The organism is Bradyrhizobium sp. CCBAU 51745, assembly GCF_028128715.1.
Lineage (GTDB): Bacteria > Pseudomonadota > Alphaproteobacteria > Rhizobiales > Xanthobacteraceae > Bradyrhizobium > Bradyrhizobium manausense.
Map to the genome: position 1 here is coordinate 34,721 of NZ_LBJP01000008.1, position 17,947 is coordinate 52,667.

General features: G+C 63.8%; 17 protein-coding genes. 9 read left to right on the top strand and 8 right to left on the bottom strand.

All coding sequences use genetic code 11. The features are described 5' to 3' along the window. Window positions 1-12: 12 nt before the first annotated feature. The 4 genes from ppx to XH98_RS10875 all read right to left on the bottom strand — a co-directional run bounded on the left by ppx (window position 13) and on the right by XH98_RS10875 (window position 5,190). On the bottom strand, window positions 13-1,515 hold the full coding sequence (gene ppx / locus XH98_RS10860) for an exopolyphosphatase (protein ID WP_271618582.1): 1,503 nt from the start codon (window positions 1,513-1,515) through the stop codon (window positions 13-15). A 15-nt stretch (window positions 1,516-1,530) separates the two neighbouring features. Next, window positions 1,531-3,720: an RNA degradosome polyphosphate kinase gene (locus tag XH98_RS10865; protein ID WP_057757885.1), complete on the bottom strand. Its 2,190-nt coding sequence runs from the start codon at window positions 3,718-3,720 to the stop codon at window positions 1,531-1,533. Window positions 3,721-3,856: 136 nt separating this feature from the next. Beyond that, a complete protein-coding gene (locus tag XH98_RS10870; RefSeq protein WP_057757882.1) occupies window positions 3,857-4,534 on the bottom strand; it encodes a DnaA ATPase domain-containing protein in 678 nt (225 codons plus the stop codon). 113 nt (window positions 4,535-4,647) lie between these two features. Further along, entirely contained in the window at window positions 4,648-5,190 is a 543-nt protein-coding gene (locus XH98_RS10875) for a CDP-alcohol phosphatidyltransferase family protein (RefSeq protein WP_057757879.1), read from the bottom strand. Window positions 5,191-5,345: 155 nt separating this feature from the next. Between XH98_RS10875 and purM the strand changes: the two genes are divergently transcribed. Beyond that, window positions 5,346-6,419 (top strand): phosphoribosylformylglycinamidine cyclo-ligase, encoded by a 1,074-nt coding sequence (purM, locus tag XH98_RS10880; protein ID WP_271618583.1) that lies wholly within the window; start codon window positions 5,346-5,348, stop codon window positions 6,417-6,419. A gap of 14 nt (window positions 6,420-6,433) precedes the next feature. Next, window positions 6,434-7,087 (top strand): phosphoribosylglycinamide formyltransferase, encoded by a 654-nt coding sequence (purN, locus tag XH98_RS10885; protein WP_271603001.1) that lies wholly within the window; start codon window positions 6,434-6,436, stop codon window positions 7,085-7,087. Window positions 7,088-7,176: 89 nt separating this feature from the next. Here purN and XH98_RS10890 read toward each other — a convergent pair whose 3' ends face one another. Beyond that, complete coding sequence (locus XH98_RS10890) at window positions 7,177-7,383, bottom strand: cold-shock protein (protein ID WP_057757870.1); 207 nt, start codon at window positions 7,381-7,383, stop codon at window positions 7,177-7,179. 375 nt (window positions 7,384-7,758) lie between these two features. On the opposite strand from XH98_RS10890, the gene XH98_RS10895 reads away from it, so the two are divergent. Continuing rightward, window positions 7,759-8,937 (top strand): autotransporter outer membrane beta-barrel domain-containing protein, encoded by a 1,179-nt coding sequence (locus XH98_RS10895; protein ID WP_271618584.1) that lies wholly within the window; start codon window positions 7,759-7,761, stop codon window positions 8,935-8,937. A gap of 19 nt (window positions 8,938-8,956) precedes the next feature. Here the strand turns inward: XH98_RS10895 and XH98_RS10900 are convergent, their stop codons facing one another. Continuing rightward, window positions 8,957-9,997: a LysR family transcriptional regulator gene (locus tag XH98_RS10900; protein ID WP_271602999.1), complete on the bottom strand. Its 1,041-nt coding sequence runs from the start codon at window positions 9,995-9,997 to the stop codon at window positions 8,957-8,959. Window positions 9,998-10,074: 77 nt separating this feature from the next. Here XH98_RS10900 and XH98_RS10905 point away from each other — a divergent pair, with 77 nt between their 5' ends. The 4 genes from XH98_RS10905 (at window position 10,075) to XH98_RS10920 (ending at window position 12,217) form a co-directional block, all read left to right on the top strand. Further along, window positions 10,075-10,692: a hypothetical protein gene (locus tag XH98_RS10905; RefSeq protein ID WP_271618585.1), complete on the top strand. Its 618-nt coding sequence runs from the start codon at window positions 10,075-10,077 to the stop codon at window positions 10,690-10,692. After that, window positions 10,679-11,299, top strand: a complete 621-nt coding sequence (locus tag XH98_RS10910; RefSeq protein WP_271618586.1) for a GNAT family N-acetyltransferase — start codon at window positions 10,679-10,681, stop codon at window positions 11,297-11,299. The genes XH98_RS10905 and XH98_RS10910 overlap by 14 nt, the downstream gene beginning before the upstream one ends. Window positions 11,300-11,324: 25 nt before the next feature. Next, complete coding sequence (locus XH98_RS10915; protein ID WP_271618587.1) at window positions 11,325-11,894, top strand: isochorismatase family protein; 570 nt, start codon at window positions 11,325-11,327, stop codon at window positions 11,892-11,894. A 155-nt stretch (window positions 11,895-12,049) separates the two neighbouring features. Beyond that, window positions 12,050-12,217: a hypothetical protein gene (locus tag XH98_RS10920; protein WP_271602996.1), complete on the top strand. Its 168-nt coding sequence runs from the start codon at window positions 12,050-12,052 to the stop codon at window positions 12,215-12,217. 31 nt (window positions 12,218-12,248) lie between these two features. On the opposite strand, the gene XH98_RS10925 is transcribed toward XH98_RS10920, so the two are convergent. Together XH98_RS10925 and XH98_RS10930 are read right to left on the bottom strand one after the other, a co-directional pair. Next, a complete protein-coding gene (locus XH98_RS10925) occupies window positions 12,249-13,844 on the bottom strand; it encodes an FAD-dependent monooxygenase (protein ID WP_271618588.1) in 1,596 nt (531 codons plus the stop codon). A gap of 95 nt (window positions 13,845-13,939) precedes the next feature. Beyond that, window positions 13,940-14,695, bottom strand: coding sequence for an IclR family transcriptional regulator (locus tag XH98_RS10930; protein ID WP_271618589.1), 756 nt, complete (start codon window positions 14,693-14,695; stop codon window positions 13,940-13,942). Between the two features lie 154 nt (window positions 14,696-14,849). Here XH98_RS10930 and XH98_RS10935 point away from each other — a divergent pair, with 154 nt between their 5' ends. Beyond that, a complete protein-coding gene (locus tag XH98_RS10935) occupies window positions 14,850-16,181 on the top strand; it encodes an MFS transporter (RefSeq protein WP_271618590.1) in 1,332 nt (443 codons plus the stop codon). A 201-nt stretch (window positions 16,182-16,382) separates the two neighbouring features. After that, window positions 16,383-17,765 carry an aspartate aminotransferase family protein gene (locus XH98_RS10940; RefSeq protein WP_271602992.1) on the top strand — a complete coding sequence of 461 codons (1,383 nt, stop codon included), beginning with the start codon at window positions 16,383-16,385 and terminating at the stop codon, window positions 17,763-17,765. The last annotated feature ends 182 nt before the right edge of the window (window positions 17,766-17,947 follow it).

A 17,947-nucleotide genomic window follows, 5' to 3' on the forward strand; every position in this document is an offset into this window, starting at 1 on the left:
GCCGAGTGAAATCTACCGCCGCACGATCGACCCCGATCGTCCGATCAGGCGGGCGAGCTGCTTGAAGCGGCTGCCGACGCGGTCGGCGACGAGATCACCTAACCTGTGCTCGAACACCAGCATCAGCTTGCGCCCATGGCTGCGGAAATGCGTGGCGGGCAGTACGCCCGGGCGCGCCGCCGAGATCAGATGCGCGACGCGGAAGGCCGCGCCAAGCAGGCGGGCGCGCTCGAGCTGGGCCGGCGTCAGCAATTCCTGCACGGTCAGCGGCGGCTGGTTCTCTTCGCTGAGGCCAGCATAGCGATAGAATACCGACAGGCCGATGAAGGCGCGCTCGCGATGGTCGATCGCTCCGAAATTGGCGTTGACCACGAGGCTCAGCGTCTGCTCGCCGCGATGATCGGGATGGACGCGCCAGCCGATGTCGGACAGAAGGCAGGCAGTATGGCGCAGGCGACGGTCTTCCTCGGTCTCGCGCAGCTTCACCACGCGCGCGAGGTGATCGGTCCAGGCGATCAGCTCACGGGCGTGCTTGGCCGAGCGCGACAGCAGCTGGTTGAGCTCCTCCGCCGCGCAGATCAGCCCGTCCTTGTTGCGCTCGGACTCCGGCAGCTTCTCGTGCAGCAGGCCTTCGCGCACGCCGAAGGTCGAGAACACGATGGTCTTCGGCTTAGCAACGCGGATGATGTGCTCGAGCACGAGTGCTGCGTAGGTGAGGAGCGGGCGCCGCGCATCCGCGACGACCTCGATGTCGGCGAGCATGTTGGCGGCGGCGAGGCGCCGCAGTCGGCGGGCAAAATCGAGCGCCTCGGCCGCTTGTATGGAATAGCCGTGCATCACCTGCAGCGGATAGCCGCTCTGGATGATGTGGATGCGCGCAAGCGCGCGCCAGGTGCCGCCGACGGCGTAGAAGGTGCGGCCGCGACCGGTGGCGAGCTGGTCGACCTCGTCAATCGCCTCGCGCACGATGCGATCGGCGCGCTTCAGCGATTTGTGCGCGAGGTCCTGGAGCGCGAGGCCGCCGAGCGGCAGCGTCACGCCGCTGCGCACGCTGTTGCCGCGTACGTCGATCAGTTCGAGCGAGCCGCCGCCGAGATCGCCCACGATGCCGTCGGGACGGTGAATACCGGAGATCACACCGAGCGCCGACAGCTTTGCTTCGCGCGGTCCCGAGAGGATCTCGATCTTCACGGCGCAGATGCGCTCGGCTTTTGCGATGAAGTCGGGGCCGTTGGAAGCATCGCGGCAGGCGGCGGTCGCGATCGCGAACACGCGGCCGACCTGCATCACGCGGCACAGCGCGCGAAAGCGCTTCAGCGACGTCAGCGCCTTGTCGACGGCGTCAGGCGCGAGCAGGCCCGTGCTCTGCACCTCGCGCCCGAGGCCGCACAGCGTCTTTTCATTGAAGATCGGAATCAGGCTCCGCGCCAGCGCCTCGTAGACGACGAGACGAACCGAGTTGGAGCCGATGTCGATGACCGCGACGCTAGCGCCACGCTTGCGCGGCCGTTTCAAGGCGAGGATCTCCGGTCAGGACTGATGGCGTTCGTTCCGGCGCGTGAGACGGCGCGGCGAGGATTCCTTGAGCGACTTTCCACGGCCAGACAGACTCGGATTTGTCATGAAGTAATTGTGCACGTTGAAAGGCTCTTCGCCCTTCGCGGCCTTCATACGCGTTGAGGACCCGTCCGGCAACAATTGCCAGCTCTGCTCGTTGTCCTTGAGATTGGCGACCATGATCTGTTCGAGAACCTGCTGATGCACCGTCGGATTTTGCAGCGGACACAGCACCTCGACCCGGCGGTCGAGGTTGCGCGGCATCATATCCGCCGACGAGATATACACAGCCGCTTTCGCGCTCGGCAGGCCCTGGCCCATGCCGAAGCAATAGATTCGGCCGTGTTCCAGGAATCGTCCGATGATGGACTTGACGCGGATATTCTCCGACAGGCCGGGAATGCCGGGGCGCAGGCAGCAGATACCGCGGACCACGAGCTCGACCTGCACGCCGGCCTGTGAGGCTTCATAAAGCGCATCGATGATATCAGGATCGACGAGCGCATTCATCTTCATCCAGACCGCGCCGGGCTTGCCGTGACGGGCGTGCTCGGTCTCGCCCTGGATGTGCTCGATGATGCGCTTGCGCAAGGTCAGCGGCGACACCGCCATCTTTTCCAGATCACTCGGCGCGGCGTAGCCGGTGATGAAGTTGAACACGCGCGCGGCGTCGCGGCCGATGGTTGGTTCCGAGGTGAAGTAGGACAGGTCGGTATAAATACGCGCGGTGACCGGATGATAGTTGCCGGTGCCGGTATGGACGTAAGTGGTGAGGCTGCCGCCCTCGCGGCGCACCACCATCGAGAGCTTGGCGTGCGTCTTCAATTCGAGGAAGCCGTAGACGACTTGCACGCCGGCCCGTTCGAGGTCGCGCGCCCAGCGGATGTTGGCTTCTTCGTCGAAGCGCGCCTTCAACTCGATCAGCGCGGTGACGGACTTGCCGGCTTCGGCAGCTTCGGCGAGCGCGCGCACGATCGGCGAGTTGTTGGAGGTGCGGTAGAGCGTCTGCTTGATCGCGACGACGTCGGGATCGCGCGCGGCCTGTTGGAGAAATTGCACCACCACGTCGAAGGATTCGTAAGGATGATGGACGATCAGGTCCTTTTGTCTGATAGCCGCGAAGATATCGCCGCCATGCTCGCGCACGCGCTCGGGATGGCGCGGCACGTAAGGGGTGAATTCGAGATCAGGCCGGTCGAGCCGGGTGAGTTGCGACAGCTCGTTCATGGCAAGCACGCCGTCGACCAGGAATACCTCGTCGTCGGCCGCCGACAGCGCGTGCTGCACGAAGTTGCGCAGTTCTTCCGGCATCTTGGCGTCGATCTCAAGCCGGATCACCGATCCGCGGCGACGCCGCTTCAGCGCGGTCTCGAACAGGCGGACGAGGTCTTCGGCTTCTTCCTCGATTTCGAGCTCGGAGTCGCGGATGATGCGGAAGGCGCCCTGGCCGTGGAGACTGTAGCCGGGGAACAGGCGGTTGATGAACAGGCTGGTGGCCTGCTCCAGCGAGATCAGGCGGACCTTGCTCTCGGCCGGCAGGCGGATGAAGCGGTCGATCTTGCCGGGCATGCGGATCAGCGCGTTCATCGGCTTGCCATCAGCCTCGCGCGTCAGCTGGAGTGCGATGGTGAAGCCGAGGCTCGGGATGAACGGGAAGGGGTGGGCCGGATCGATCGCCAGCGGCGTCAGCAGCGGGAACACGTTGTTGAGGAAATACTCCTCGAGCCAGGTTCGCTCCGCCTTGGTGACGTCCTTACCGTCGACCAGCGCGATGCCGACGTCGGCCAGCGTGCCGCGCAACTCACGCCAGATCGCCTGCTGATCACTGGCAAGTTGCGAAACCGTGCGGTTGATCAGCGCCAGCTGCTCGGACGGGGTCAGCCCGTCAGGGGCACGCTCGGCAATGCCCTCGCGGACCTGCGCCTTGATGCCGGCGACGCGGACCATGAAGAACTCGTCGAGGTTATTGGCTGAGATCGACAGGAATCGCACCCGCTCCAGCATGGGGTGGCTGGGGTTGACCGATTCCTCCAGGACGCGACGGTTGAAATGCAGCCAGGACAACTCGCGATTGATGAATCGCTCGGGGCTTGAGGCGATCGCCGGCAAGCCCCCGGTTTCCGTGGCTTTCTCCTTTGTTTCAACAGCTTGCGCGGAATCCATGAGAAGTCGGTCCATCCATTTCGCCCCAATTTGCGACTTATGCGCAAAACCGGCCGGAGCATGTGTTAATGCGATGACGTTTCGATGACATTGATGTTCCGCCGCCGCGCCGCGCCGCGTCAAGCGGGCCCGGCGCTCAGGCGTCCCGAAGCAGCTCGGCGGCCAGCGCCCTTGTGACGGGACGGCCGAGCCGCAGCGCCTCGCTGTCGAGCTGTTCCACCGCGCGCCGTGCGGCGGCCGAGGAGCGCTCCAGCCGGGTCGCAAGGTAGCTCACGACAGCCTCGTCCACGGTGAGCTGGCGATCGGCACAGAACTTGACGATCAGGCCGCGGAACAGCTGGTCATCCGGTGGCGCGAGCGAAATCACGGGGATCGTCCGCAGCCGGGAGCGCAGGTCGCGGAGCTCGACCTCCACCGCCGCGGGCGCCTCGCGACCGGTGAACAGCACATAGGCGCCGTCCTCGCGGGCCAGGTTCATCAGATGGAAGAGAGCACGCTCGTCAAAATCACCAGCCTTGAGATCCTCAACGACCAGCGCGCCGGTCGCAAGCGCGCCGGGGACGGCGGCGGCACTCAGGGCGCCGGCTGTGGTCGAGCGGGCGCCTGATTCCTCGGCCCAGATCGCGGCGAGATGGCTTTTGCCCGAGCCTTCCGGGCCGGCGAGCCACATGATCCGGTTGGGCCATTCCGGCCAGCTGTCGATCAGGGCAAGACCGGCGGCATTGGCTGGGCCCTCGAGGAAATTGTCCCGGCTGAGGCTCTCCGCATGTGGAAGCGAAAACGCCAATTGTCGGGGATGAACGCGGCCTGCCACGCTTGCTTTGCTCCTTACCGGCGCGCCGGCATTGTCTGACGAGAATGGACTTATGTCTGACGAGAATGGACTTATTCGATCGGGAGTTGGCCTTTTGCTGGGCCGCACCCCTCTCATTTGGCTTCGATCGTGCTCATGTGCCGCAGCCACTCCACGAGATAGAGCGACACCGAGGACAGGGTGAACACCGTGACGAGCCCCATCAGGATTATATCATACGGCGACGACCTGAAGCCGAAGGCGAGGGCGGCCAGCACCAGCGCCGCATACGCGACCTGTGCCGCTGTGTTTAGCTTGGATACTTTCGACGGCCTCATCTCGACCGGCTTGTCGAATAGCCAGGACACGATCACCGCAGTGACGATCATGATGTCGCGGGATACCACCAGGATCACGATCCAGCGCGGGATGTCGCCCCAGATGCCGAGCGACAGGTAGATCGACACCAGCAGCGCCTTGTCGGCCAGCGGATCGAGCAGGGCGCCGAGCTCGCTGGTCATGTTGAAGCGCTTGGCCAAAAAGCCGTCGACGGCGTCGCTGATGCCTGCGATCAGGAAGACGGCGAACGCCACCTCCATTTGGCTCGACACGATGGCCCAAACGATGATCGGGACCAGCATGATGCGGCCCAGGGTAATAATGTTTGGAATACTCACACGGCGCTTCCCGGCACCCGACCTGACCTTGAATCCGACCTCTAAGAGGCTGAACCGGTTGATATCTCTACATAGTATAGGGCGGGGCGCCACGCTTGCCATTGCGCATCCCCGGAATTCGACGTAACCAGCCGCAAACCCACTGGAAATCGGGCATGACCGACCGCAAAAACGGCCTCACTTACGCCGATTCAGGCGTCGATATCGACGCGGGCAACCGCCTGGTCGACCTGATCAAGCCGATGGTGCGCGCCACCGCCCGGCCGGGCGCGGATGCCGAGATCGGCGGATTCGGCGGCCTGTTCGACCTCAAGGCGGCCGGCTTCAAGGACCCCGTCCTGGTTGCGGCCACTGACGGTGTCGGCACCAAGGTCAAGATCGCGATCGAGACCGGCCTGCATGGCGGGGTCGGCATCGACCTCGTCGCCATGAGCGTCAACGACCTCGTGGTGCAGGGCGCCGAGCCGCTGTTCTTCCTCGACTATTTCGCTTGTGGCAAGCTCGACCCGGAGGCCACCGCCGCCATCGTGGCAGGCGTCGCCGAGGGCTGCCGCGAGTCCGGCTGCGCCCTGATCGGCGGCGAGACCGCGGAGATGCCCGGCCTCTACAAGGACGGCGACTACGACCTCGGCGGATTTGCCGTCGGCGCGGCCGAGCGCGGCACGCTATTGCCGCGCAAGGACATCGCCGCGGGCGATGCCGTGATCGGTCTTGCCTCGTCGGGCGTGCATTCCAACGGCTTCTCGCTGGTGCGCAAGATCGTGGAACAGTCCGGCCTCGGCTTCGAGGCGCAGGCGCCATTTGCCCCTGTTATGACGCTCGGCGGCGCGCTACTGACGCCGACGAGGCTCTACGTCAAATCCTGCCTGAGGGCGATCCGCGAGACCGGTGCAGTGAAGGGCCTTGCCCATATCACCGGCGGCGGTTTCACCGACAACATTCCGCGCGTGCTGCCTGCAAATCTTGGCGTCGGCATTGATCTGGCACGCCTGCCGGTGCTGCCGGTGTTCAAATGGCTGGCCGCCCAAGCCGGCATCGCGGAGCTCGAAATGCTCCGGACCTTCAACTGCGGCATCGGCATGGTCGCGATTGTCGAGCCCGAGAGGGTCGATGAGGTGGTGCGGGTCTTCACTGATGCCGGCGAGACCGTAGCTCAGCTCGGCACCGTGATCCCGGCCGAGGGCGAGCACCGCGTCGTCTATAACGGCCACCTCGACCTGGCACTGTGATGACTGCCGCTGCGATGAAACGGCGCGTCGCCATCCTGATCTCAGGCCGCGGCTCCAACATGTCGGCGCTGATCAAGGCAGCCAGCGCCGCGGATTTCCCGGCGGAGATCTCACTCGTCGTCTCGAACAAGGCTGACGCGCTCGGGCTCGAACGGGCCAAGGCGGCCGGCGTGACAACGTTGGTGATCGAAAGCAAGCCGTTCGGCAAGGATCGCGCCGGGTTCGAGAAAGCGCTGCAGGCCGCGCTCGATCAGCACGGCATCGAGCTGATCTGCCTCGGCGGCTTCATGCGCCTGTTCACGGCCGAGTTCGCCAGGGCGTGGTACGGGCGGATGCTCAACATCCATCCGTCGCTATTGCCGTCATTCCCCGGCCTCGACCCGCACGGCCAAGCCTTGCGCGCCGGCGTCAAACTGTCTGGCGCGACAGTCCATTTCGTGGTCCCCGAGACCGACGCCGGCCCGATCGTGATGCAAGGCGCGGTGCCCGTCAGCGATCACGACACGGCCGACACCCTGTCCGAGCGCATCCTCGAAGTCGAGCACCGCATCTATCCCGCGGCGCTGAGCCTGCTTGCGACCGGCAAGGTCAGGATCGAGGGCGACGTCTGCAAGACCGCGGGGAGTGGGGCGTCAGAGAATTTCTTGATTGCGCCGGTGGCGACCTGACGCGCACTCGCGTTTCGTCGCCCCAAACAAATGCCCCCGGCAGAGCCGGGGGCATCGTCATGATCTCTCGCTGATATCTTCGAGAGAAATCAGGAAACCTTGAGGTTCTCCGCGGATGTCTTGCCGCGGTTCTCCACGAGGTCGTATTCAACGACCTGGTTTTCGTTAAGGGTAGAAAGTCCGGCACGCTCGACCGCCGAGATGTGGACGAACACGTCCTTGTCGCCGCCGTTCGGCTTGATGAATCCGTAGCCCTTGGTTGGGTTGAACCATTTGACGGTGCCCTTTTGTGGCATCCTCAGTCTCCTCCGCTAGATACTAAAAAGACGCGGCCGCTTTTCGCGTGCCACGTCACAAACGGGCTTCCGGAAGTCTGTTCGAGTCTTGAGCCTGTCGCGAAACGCACAGCCGAGCGGCCAATTCCGATTGTGTACGATATTCCAACACGAAAACCGTGCGCTCGCAAGCTGCGTGCAAACTTCAAGACTGCGCAGGAAATGGCCGCCCGCAATTTGTGACCTGTGGCAGCGGAACCACAATTGGAGGAATCACCCCGGCGACAGCACGCGGACCGGTTGACCCCTCGTGGCAGTTCAGCACAAATCGTCGCACCTGCTCGCCCTCCGTGTTGTATTTTTGCGGGCCGCCATTTTGGTTCGGGAATAGTCGTCATGTGCTGCACTCAGCAGCCACAAGGGATACGGCAGACGATCGGGCTGGACTGTGTCCGCCGGATCGTGACGGCGATCGTCATGACGCTCGCGGTTGTTGCGATGCTGCCGGCGACCGCGGCCTTCGCGCAGACCCCGACGCCGACTTCGTCTCCGACGCCAACGCCAACGCCGACGCCCACCCCGACACCGTCCCCTTCGCCGTCCCCGGGCACGACGTCGACCAATGCCAACCAGTCAGCCGGCAACAGCACGCTCAATCTGGGTTCGAATTTTCTGGAGCGGCTGGGCGGTCAGGCCTCGAACGGCGTCAACCGGGCCTCCCGCACCAATCCCGGCGGCGGCGGTGCGTCGGAGAACGCGGAGGATCCGCGCTACCGCACCTGGTTCGAGGGTTACGGCATATCAGTCCGCACCGATCCGCAAGGTGATTTCGTCGGTGACAAGCGCACCACGTTCGGCGGTGTCGCCGGCTTCGGGGCGCGGGTCGCGCCAGGCGTCAACCTCGGCTTCTCCGTCGACCAGAGCCACACCGACATCGACGTGCCGCTCGCGCTTCAGTCGGCGACACTCGACCTGACGCAGATCGGTTTCAACGGTTCCGTCGACAAGGGACCATGGACCTGGGCCTTCGCGCTGGTGCACGGTTTCGGCAAGGTCCATTCCAGCCGTGATACCGGCTTCGGCCTTGCCGTCGCGGGGTATCACGCCACAGTCGACGGTGCGCTCACCGAGATCAACTATTACTGGACCAAGGATCAGATGCGCATCGTGCCCAAGGGCGCGCTCGAATATGTGCGCGCCACTGGCGCGGCATTCCAGGAAGCCGGGGGACTTGACCCACTCAACGTCGGCTCGAGCGCTATCTCGCGTGCGCGCGTCATGATCGGCGCCGAGGTCGGGCGTTACTTCATTTTCGATCGGAAAATCCTGGACCTCTCGGCCTACGGCAAGTTCGTCGACAATTTTTATCAGGACCTCGGCTCGGTGCAGGTCAGCCTCGGGACCCAGAACATCATCGTCCCCGGCATCGGCGAGAGCCGTTACGGCATGGACGCTGGCGCCTCGGCCTCGCTCAGCCTGACCAATACCGCGCGGCTGTATGTCAATTACGACGGCAAGTTCCGCAACGAGCTGACATCGCACCAGGGCACGGTCGGCTTCGAATATCGGTGGTGAAGGGACCGCTCCGTCCCACTCATGTCGGCGTCGCCGCAACGTATCCGGACAATCCAAAGCCCTCTCGCGCCGCCGTCATCATCGGTACCAACGCGTTCGGATGGATGAAATCGTTGCGGAAGCAGGGATGGGTTTTGGGATCGAAGATCTTTTTCAGCCAGTCGACCACGATCTTGTGCCGCTCGGAGGTGCGGAACTCCTTGTGATAGGTGAGCCAGAGGTCGGCGTGGTGGCTGACGTCGAGGTCGACAGCGACGAGCGGCGCGCCGAGCGCGATCGACACCGTCGGCAGGAAGCCGATGCCGGCGCCGCGCTCGACCGCGTAGAGCACGCCGACGGACGAGTTGGTCTTGATCCCGACAATGCCTTCGAGCGATTTGAGCCCGAGCACGCGCGCATAGGCGCTGTCATCGACCTGTGGCGAGCTCTGCTTGATGATGCGATGGTTCGGCAATTCGGCCAGCGTCGCAGGCAGGCCGTAGAGATTCGCATATTCCCTGGAGACGAAGGGGTAGATGTGCAACCGGCCGAGCTTGGCGACGATGAGATCGGGATTGGTCGGTGGCTCGAGCTGGATCGCGATGTCCGACTCCAGTCGTGCGACGTCGGCCTGCTCCATCGCACAACGCAAATCGACGGTGATCTTGCGATAGGTCTTCTGGAAATCGATCAGCCGCGGCAGAATCCAGAAATTGCCGGGACCTTCCGTCACCGCGACGCGCACGGTGCCCGACGTATCGTTCGATGCGCGTGAGGCGCGGCGGAAGACGTTGAAGGCGTGACGCTCCATGTGCGCGACGTCGGCAATCATCGCGGTGCCTTCGTCGCTGAGCGTGAGCCCGCTCTGGTCACGCAGGAAAAGCTTGCAACCGATGCTCTCTTCGAGCCGGTCGATCCTGCGCATCAATGTGGTGGAGGTGAGCCCGAGCTCTTCGGCAGCGTTGCGGAAACTTTTAAACTTCGCGCAAGCTAAAAACAGCTTCAAATCGTCCCAGGACGCATTTAGCGCTTCTTCATGGTGCTGCATCATTGCAGCACCCCGGTGCAATACTTGGTGCATACACCTGATCTCCAACCGCTAAGCTTCCGCTCGTCGCGGCGTACAAAACCCCTGAACGATAACGATAGAGGGACGACATGAGTATGGAAAGGGGCTCGTTTGCCGCGAGGCATGATTTCGATGCCTTGCCGCTCAGCCCCGAGGTGGATGTCCGCTGCGCGCATTTTTCCGAAATCGGCGCGCTTTCGGATATGGCGCACCGGCTGGTGCCGGGCGTGCAGATCGGGGCGGTGGAGCTTGCAAGATATTTCACCTTCGATCCGCAGAGCATCCTGACCTTCACCCGGAACGGCACTCTGCTCGGCGGTATGGCCTTTCTGTTCCTTAGCGATCGCGGGCATGACGCATTGCTGCTCGACGATATCTGCCTGAGCGCGCCCGACACGCGGCATCTGGCCGCGGCGAATGAGGAGGTCTCTGCGATCTACATCTGGGCGATCGCCGCGACCGGCCGCGGCATCGCCGGTCTTGGCAAGGCTGCGGCTCATCTTCGCCAGATAAGGTTTCGCGGCGCGGACTGCTATGCGCAGCCGTCAACCGTGGCCGGACGCGAAATCATGAAGGCGACGGGCTTCGAGCCGATCTCGAGCTTTCAGCCGGACCTCTGGTGTTACGAGCGACCGTGGCATCGGCAGCCGATGCGCATGCCTGGCGCGATCATCCAAGCAAGGAGTTTTTCAGATGCACGGCACTAGGATTCCTCTCGCCAAGCCTGACTCCCGTGCGATCACCATCCGCCTCGCGCGCGATCCGAGCGACCTCATGCTGGTCACGGCCATTCGCTCAGCAGTCTATCTTGCCGAGCAGGATTGCCCGTTCGGGGAGGAGTTTGACGGCAATGACATGGTTGCCGCGCATTTCATCGGCTATATCGGCAACGAGCCGGCGGGCTGTTTGCGGGTGCGCTTCTTCGGCGACTTCGCCAAGGTGGAACGGCTTGCGGTGCGTCACCAGTATCGGCGCTCGCGCCTCTCGTTCAAGCTGGTGCAGGCCAGCATCGACTTCGTGAAGCGCAAGGGGTTCCGTAAGATCTACGGCCAGGCGCAGGACCGGCTGGTGGACTTCTGGGCTCATTTCGGCGCCAAGCCACTCGGCCATAACAGGAAGATCACCTTCTCGGACTTCTCCTACACGGAGATGCTGCTTGAGATCGAGCCAGGACCGGACGCAATCACGCTGGACAGCGATCCCTACGTGATCATCCGTCCCGAGGGCGACTGGGATCGTCCGGGCGTGCTGGACGCCTCGGCGGGGCGGGCGGTGACCTCGCCGCTGCGCGACCTCGCGCTCGCTGACCGCTGAAACTGGTGCAGCTCTGCGCAAGACAATGCCGGTCTCCCACGACGATCCGCTGGTCCTGGTCTGTGCGGACCTCCAGGCAGAATATCTGATCCCGGGGCGTCGCCACGTCATTCTCGATAGCGACACCGCAATCATGCACTGCCTTCAATTGCTGGCGCTGTGGCGGAGCAACCTATGGCCGGTGATGCATCTGAAACGGGTTGCGGAGGCGGCCTGGTTCGATCCGTCATCCAGGCTGACCGATTGGATTGCGGAGGCCAAGCCCCGGCCGGGCGAGATGACGTTCGAGCACGCGTTGCCATCGGCTTACAGCTCGTCGCGTTTCGCCGACCACATGTCCAGCTTACGTCACGTGCGCTGCGTGATGACGGGCTTTTCCCTCGACGAGACCATCCTGGCCACCGTGGTCGAAGGGTTTCATCGGAGCCACCGCTATCGGGTGCTCGACGATGCCGTGGCTTGCTGGCAGCCGGTCACAGGCGAGGCGGCCGTCTACAAGCAGTCGGTGGTGAGTGTCATCGGCAATTTTGCTACTGTCCAGTCCAGCGCCGAATTGATCAGAACCAGCGGCGCCGTCGCGTCTAACGCGCGATGAGATTAGTTAGGACGAATCGTGATAGCGCTTTAGGTTATTGTTTGAGCATGATCTCCGCGCAAACGCGTTCCGCTGATGTCGCGAGGGAAAACCGCTTCGCACTTTTCCGGATCATGGTTTAGGCGGACGCGATCGGCGGATGGACAGGCGGGACATTGTCACGGGGAAACGATCTCAAGGAGCTGGCGAGCGATCTGTCGCGTGCCCTCGAGGCGGCGCGCCGGATCGGTCTGCCCACGACCGTCTATTTGTTATCGATGGCCCTGGTCGAGGTGAGGGAAGCCATCGATGCTGCCGGCGATGACGACGACGGTGCGGCCTGACGTTGGCGTGCCAGCGGCCGAAGCGATCTCGTCAGGATCGACCGACAGCGCGCATCAGGATCCCTGATGCCTCGGCGCCGTCGTTATTGCCCGCGTAAGCAACAAACTGATCAGGCCGCACCAGGATCAGCTGCGCCTCGTATGCTTCGCGGCCGTCTGCGGCGGTATCCCTGATCACCTTCAGCGGGATGCCAAGCCCTGCGGCGGCTCGCTCGAATGCCGCTCCGGTGGTGCTTTCAGTCAGATCGATCAATGTGAAGCCGCTGCCGAGTTCCTCGAAGACGTTCTTGCCTGACGACAGAGATTGCGGCGCCAGGTGATGGCCGGCGCGCGCGGCATGGGTGTGCGAGCCGATCGCGCTGCTGACGCCGCCGGGTGGGCCGAATACGATCGGCGATCCCTCGTAGTTCGGCTCGAAGGCGTTGACCTCCGCGCGCGCGCCGGAATGTCGTGCGCGCCAGGCAGCCTCGAAATCCGCCCGATCCCGCGCCGGATCATGCTGCCGCAAAAAATCCCGGTCGCGGAAGATCGATGCCTCGATGAAGTCGCGTGCGGTGGACGCGAAGACCGGGCGGCGCTCGGCGTCGTAGCTGTCGAGCAGACCGGCAGGGGCCCAGCCTTGCACGGTTGCAGCGAACTTCCACGCCAGATTGACCGCATCCTCGAAGCCGCTGTTGATGCCATAGCCGCCATAGGGCGGATGGCTGTGCGCGGCGTCTCCGGCGACGAAGATTCGGCCTGCGCGGTAGCTGTCGGCGAGCGTGAAACGCAGATCCCAGAATCCGATGTGCTCGAATTCGACGTCGAATTCCGCGCCTGCCGCCTCGTGAAGCAGGCGCCGGAAATCGAAATTGTCGGGGGTGGTACCAGTGGGGACGGGGGCGTGGAAGAACCAGGTGGTGCCAAGATCGACCCTGCCGAAGAATTTCCAGTAACCTTCGAGGTCCGGATGCAGCACGTTGTAGAATGACTTGCCCGGATATCTGCCGAGCAAGCGGTGCAATTCGGTGGAACGAAACACCAGGAGGACCATCAGGCGATCGTGGTCGGCGCGGGTCTGGGTGATACCCGCCTGCTCGCGCACGATTGACCGGCTGCCGTCGCAGCCGACGACGTAATCGGCACGCAAGCTCTGCTTCGTCCCCTCGCGGTTGACGATTTCGATGACGACGCCATCGGCTTCAGACCGCACCTCCTGACAGGTCCATCCATAGCGCAGGTCGATGGCGGGAAGCTGCGCTGCCCGTTGCCGCAGCACGGTTTCGGTTGCGTATTGCGGCAGGCGCTCATTGTCGGTGAAGTAAAACGGCCGAACCAGTTCGCGCTGGAGCCAGTTGTAGTTGTATCCGCTGAGCAGCGTGCCGTGGCTGGTCATTCCGCCGATGCCATAATCGGGTGGAATGGTGCGAGCCGCCCGCAGCGCCGCCTCCGCGCCCCAGAAATGGAAATGCTCCATCGTCCGCTGCGTGAGGTTCTGCCCCTTCGGGATCGGCTGCGGCTGCTCATAGCGCTCGACCACGATGGTCTTGATGCCGCGCTGGCCAAGTCCTATCGCCAAGCCCATCCCGACCGGTCCGCCGCCGACGATCACGACGGGCGCCTCGTTGTTCGCCTGAGCCTGTGTCACGTCGCTTCCCCGTACCTGTCGTCGCGCCCGGCGCGACTGTTTGTTCAGATGCGGCGTGAACGACATTTCGTCAAGTTAAATCTCAAATAATGAGATTACGTAGCATCGTCTTCAGCCGCGGCTGAGATCTGCCGGGCGGCGTCACGGACCTCCGAACTGATGCGGTCGATCAATTCGCCATTGGCATGCTGTCCGCCGATCGTGATGCAGAGACTCGCGATCGGGTAGCTTGCATCGAGAATCGGCGCGGCAATCCCGACAGCGCCGGCCGTCACTTCGCCGAAGGCAACCGCAACGCCCGCGCGACGCACGCGCTTCAGCGCAGCCAGGATGTCGTCGGGCGTGTCGCCGAAGCCGACGCTGCGCAGATCATCGGCGTAGCGCGTGACCAGCGGCATGAGGCGTTGCTTGGGCAGGAAGGCCATGATCGATCGCGCGATCGCGCCACGTCCCATCGCCATCGGTCTGCCGCGCGGATAGCTGCTCGCCGGCGCAGCGGCGGATGCGATCGAGGCTACACACAGCATTTTGTCGCCATACCAGCGCACGATGAGCGCTGTGCCGGGATACGTCGCCGAAAGGCGCTCCAGGTGTGGCGTGGCGGTTGCGATCAGCGGATCGGAGCGGCGGCTGAGATAATCCATCTCGACCACGCGCGGGCCGAGCGCGAACCGCCCGTTGCGCGTCGGCATCACGAAGCCGCTGTCTTTCAGGCTCTTCAGGTAGCGATACAGCGTCGGCCTGGTGTAGCCGAGCTCCGTCATGAGTTCCTCGGGCGACCATTGCGGACGTGTCTCGGTGAAGAGATCGAGCAGGGCAAGGACCCGATCCTGACTGTTTGCCTTGACCAATTTCGGTGCGATCCAGCTTCGCGTTTGACCGTGTTATCGGCGTTTGGGGAGGCCGCAAAACAGCGAAATCATCGCCGCTTGCGCTAACAATAATCTCACTATAAGAGATTAATGAAAGAAAAATAGTGCAGGGATGACCGGGGAGGGCGCCCAGATGGCCGTCACAGCAACGGGCGAGGTCGTATCCGATGCGGTCGACGTTCCCGCCTTTGTCGACCGGCAGCCGGTCGGTGCCTTTCAGCTGCGGGTGCTGCTGGTGTGTGCCGCGGTGCTGTTCATCGACGGCTTTGACACGCAGGCGATCGGCTATGTCGCCCCTGCGGTGGCGCAGGAATGGAAGCTTGCGCGCGCCAGCCTCGGGCCGGTGTTCAGCGCCGGGCTTCTCGGTCTCATGATCGGCGCGCTGATTTTCGGTCCGATGGCCGACAGGATCGGCCGTCGCCGCATCATCCTCGCGAGCACGCTGGTGTTCGGCATTGGCACCTTGCTCACCGTGTTCGCGCCCGATGCAAATTGGCTGATCGCTCTACGTCTGCTGACCGGGCTCGGGCTGGGCGGTGCGATGCCGAACGCCGTCGCGCTCACCTCCGAATTCAGCCCCCATCGCCGTCGCGCCACCCTTGTGATGATCATGTTTGCGGGCTTTTCGATTGGTGCGGCCCTGGGCGGGCTGCTCGCCGCCGCGCTGATTCCCGCCTTCGGCTGGCGCTCGGTGTTTCTGGTCGGCGGCCTCGTGCCGCTGCTGCTGCTGCCGTTCCTCTTCAAGGCGCTGCCGGAATCGATCCGGTTCCTGGCGATGGTCGGCGGCCGCGACCACGAGGTGGGCAATCTCCTGAAAAGGATCGCCCCGAATACGTCCTTCGCCGGCGAGGTGAAATTCGTGGTGCAGGAGCCGAAACTGGCGGGCCTGCCTGTCGCACATCTGTTTGCGGAGGGTCGCGGCCGGGTAACTCTGCTGCTCTGGATCGTGTTCTTCATGAGTCTGCTCGACCTCTATCTGCTGTCGAACTGGCTTCCCACCGTGCTGAACGATCTCGGCGTCTCGGTGTCGGCCGCCGCCGCGATCGGCGCCATGTTGCAGGTTGGCGGCGTCGTCGGCACCTTCACGCTCGGCCATTTCATCGACCGCTTCTCGTTCCGCGCGCTTTCGTTGACCTATTTCGTCGCCGCAGGTGCGGTCACAGCGATCGGGCTGGTCAGCCATTCGATCGTCCTGGTCACGATTGCGATCTTTGCATCCGGATTCTGCATCGTCGGAGGGCAGATCGCCTCGAACGCCTTGACGGCGACCTTCTATCCGACGGCAATCAGATCGACAGGCGTCGGATGGGCGCTCGGCATCGGCCGCATCGGCTCGATCGTGGGGCCGCTGGTCGGCGGGGCAATGCTGGCCCGCGAAATGGGGGCGCAGCCGCTGTTTGCCGCGGCGGCGGTCCCGGCGCTGGTGGCCGCGGGGGCGGCCTTTATGTTGGCCCGACGGAATTAGGCGCGGCGGGCCGGCCATATGCGGCAACGCCAGCGCTGCTTTCCTGCAACGCTCATGTGCGTCTGCTGTCAACGAAATGGCGTTGCAAGTCGCGGCGCAGCGCAATAGCCAAGGTATTGACGTTTTGTTTGGACAAGCCTCGTCTTCGGATGGAGGCTGCGTCACGATGTCCGATGACGCACCAGTTAGGGAATCCCCGCGATGACGATGCTGCCCAATTCGCAAGAAGCCCGCGATGTGGCCTACCAGCTCCACGCGTATACCAACGCGCGCGCCCATCAGCAGGCGGGTCCGCTGGTGATCGAGCGCGGCGAGGGGCCCTACGTTTTCGACGCGTCGGGCAAGCGCTATTTCGAGGCGATGGCAGGCCTGTGGAGCGTCGGGCTCGGCTTTAACGAGAAGCGGCTGGTGGAAGCCGCGCACAAGCAGATGCAGGCGCTGCCATTTTATCACACCTTCTCGGCCAAATCGCACGGGCCCTCGATCGACCTCGCCGAGAAGCTGGTCGCGCTCGCGCCTGTGCCGATGAGCAAGGTGTTCTTCACCAATTCAGGCTCGGAGGCAAACGACACTGTCCTCAAGCTGATCGCCTATCGCTCGAACTCTCTCGGCCAGCCGCAGAAAAAGAAGATCATCAGCCGGATGCGCGCCTATCACGGCGTCACCATCGCGTCGGCGAGCCTTACCGGCCTGCCCAACAACCACCGCTCGTTCGACCTGCCGCTGCCAAATATCCTGCACACGGGCTCGCCGCATTTCTACAAGGACGGCGCGCCCGGCGAAAGCGAGGAGGCGTTCGCGACGCGCCGGGCCGAGGAGCTCGACGCGCTGATCCAAAAGGAAGGTCCTGACACGATCGCCGCCTTCTTCGGCGAGCCGGTGATGGGTGCAGGCGGCGTTATCGTGCCGCCGGCGACCTATTGGGACAAGATCCAAGCCGTCCTGAAGAAGTACGACATCCTGCTGATCGCCGACGAGGTGATCTGCGGCTTCGGCCGCACCGGCAGGATGTTCGGCTGCGAGACCTACGGCATCAAGCCCGATGTCATCGTGGTCTCCAAGCAGATCACCTCCAGTTATTTCCCGCTGTCGGCGATCATCATGAACGACCGCATGTTCGAGCCGATCGCCGACGAGAGCAACAAGATCGGCGTGCTCGGCCACGGCTTCACCGCGGGCGGCCATCCGGTCGGCTCGGCGGTTGCGCTCGAAAATCTCAAGATCATCGAGGAGCGTGGTCTGGTCGCACATGCCGCCGAGCTTGGCGGTTACATGCAGGGCAAGCTTCGCGAGCTCACCAGCCATCCGCTGGTTGGCGAGGTCCGCGGCGTCGGCATGATCGCGGCGCTCGAGCTCGTGCTCGACAAGGGCCGCAAGACGGCAGCGGCGACGCCGGGGGCCGTCGGCGGCATCGCGAGCCGCATGCTGCAGGAACGCGGCGTGATCGCGCGCAACATGCTCGACGCCATCGCCATCTGCCCGCCGCTGATCACCACCAAGGCCCAGATCGATGAGCTCGTGGCGGCGATTACTGGTGTGCTTGATGACATGAAGGGCGAAGTGGCGAAGTTGACGCCGGCGTAACTGCGCAGCTTATCTTATCGCCGTCACCCCCGCGCAATGGCGAAGCCATTGTCGCTGGAGGTGGGCGCTTCTTCAGCGGCCCTCGAAGGGCCACGGCCCGGCTGTGGCAGCGCGGCGCTCATCCTTCGAGGCTCCGCGTACGGTGCTCTGCACCGCACGCCTCGCGCCTCACGAGCTAACAC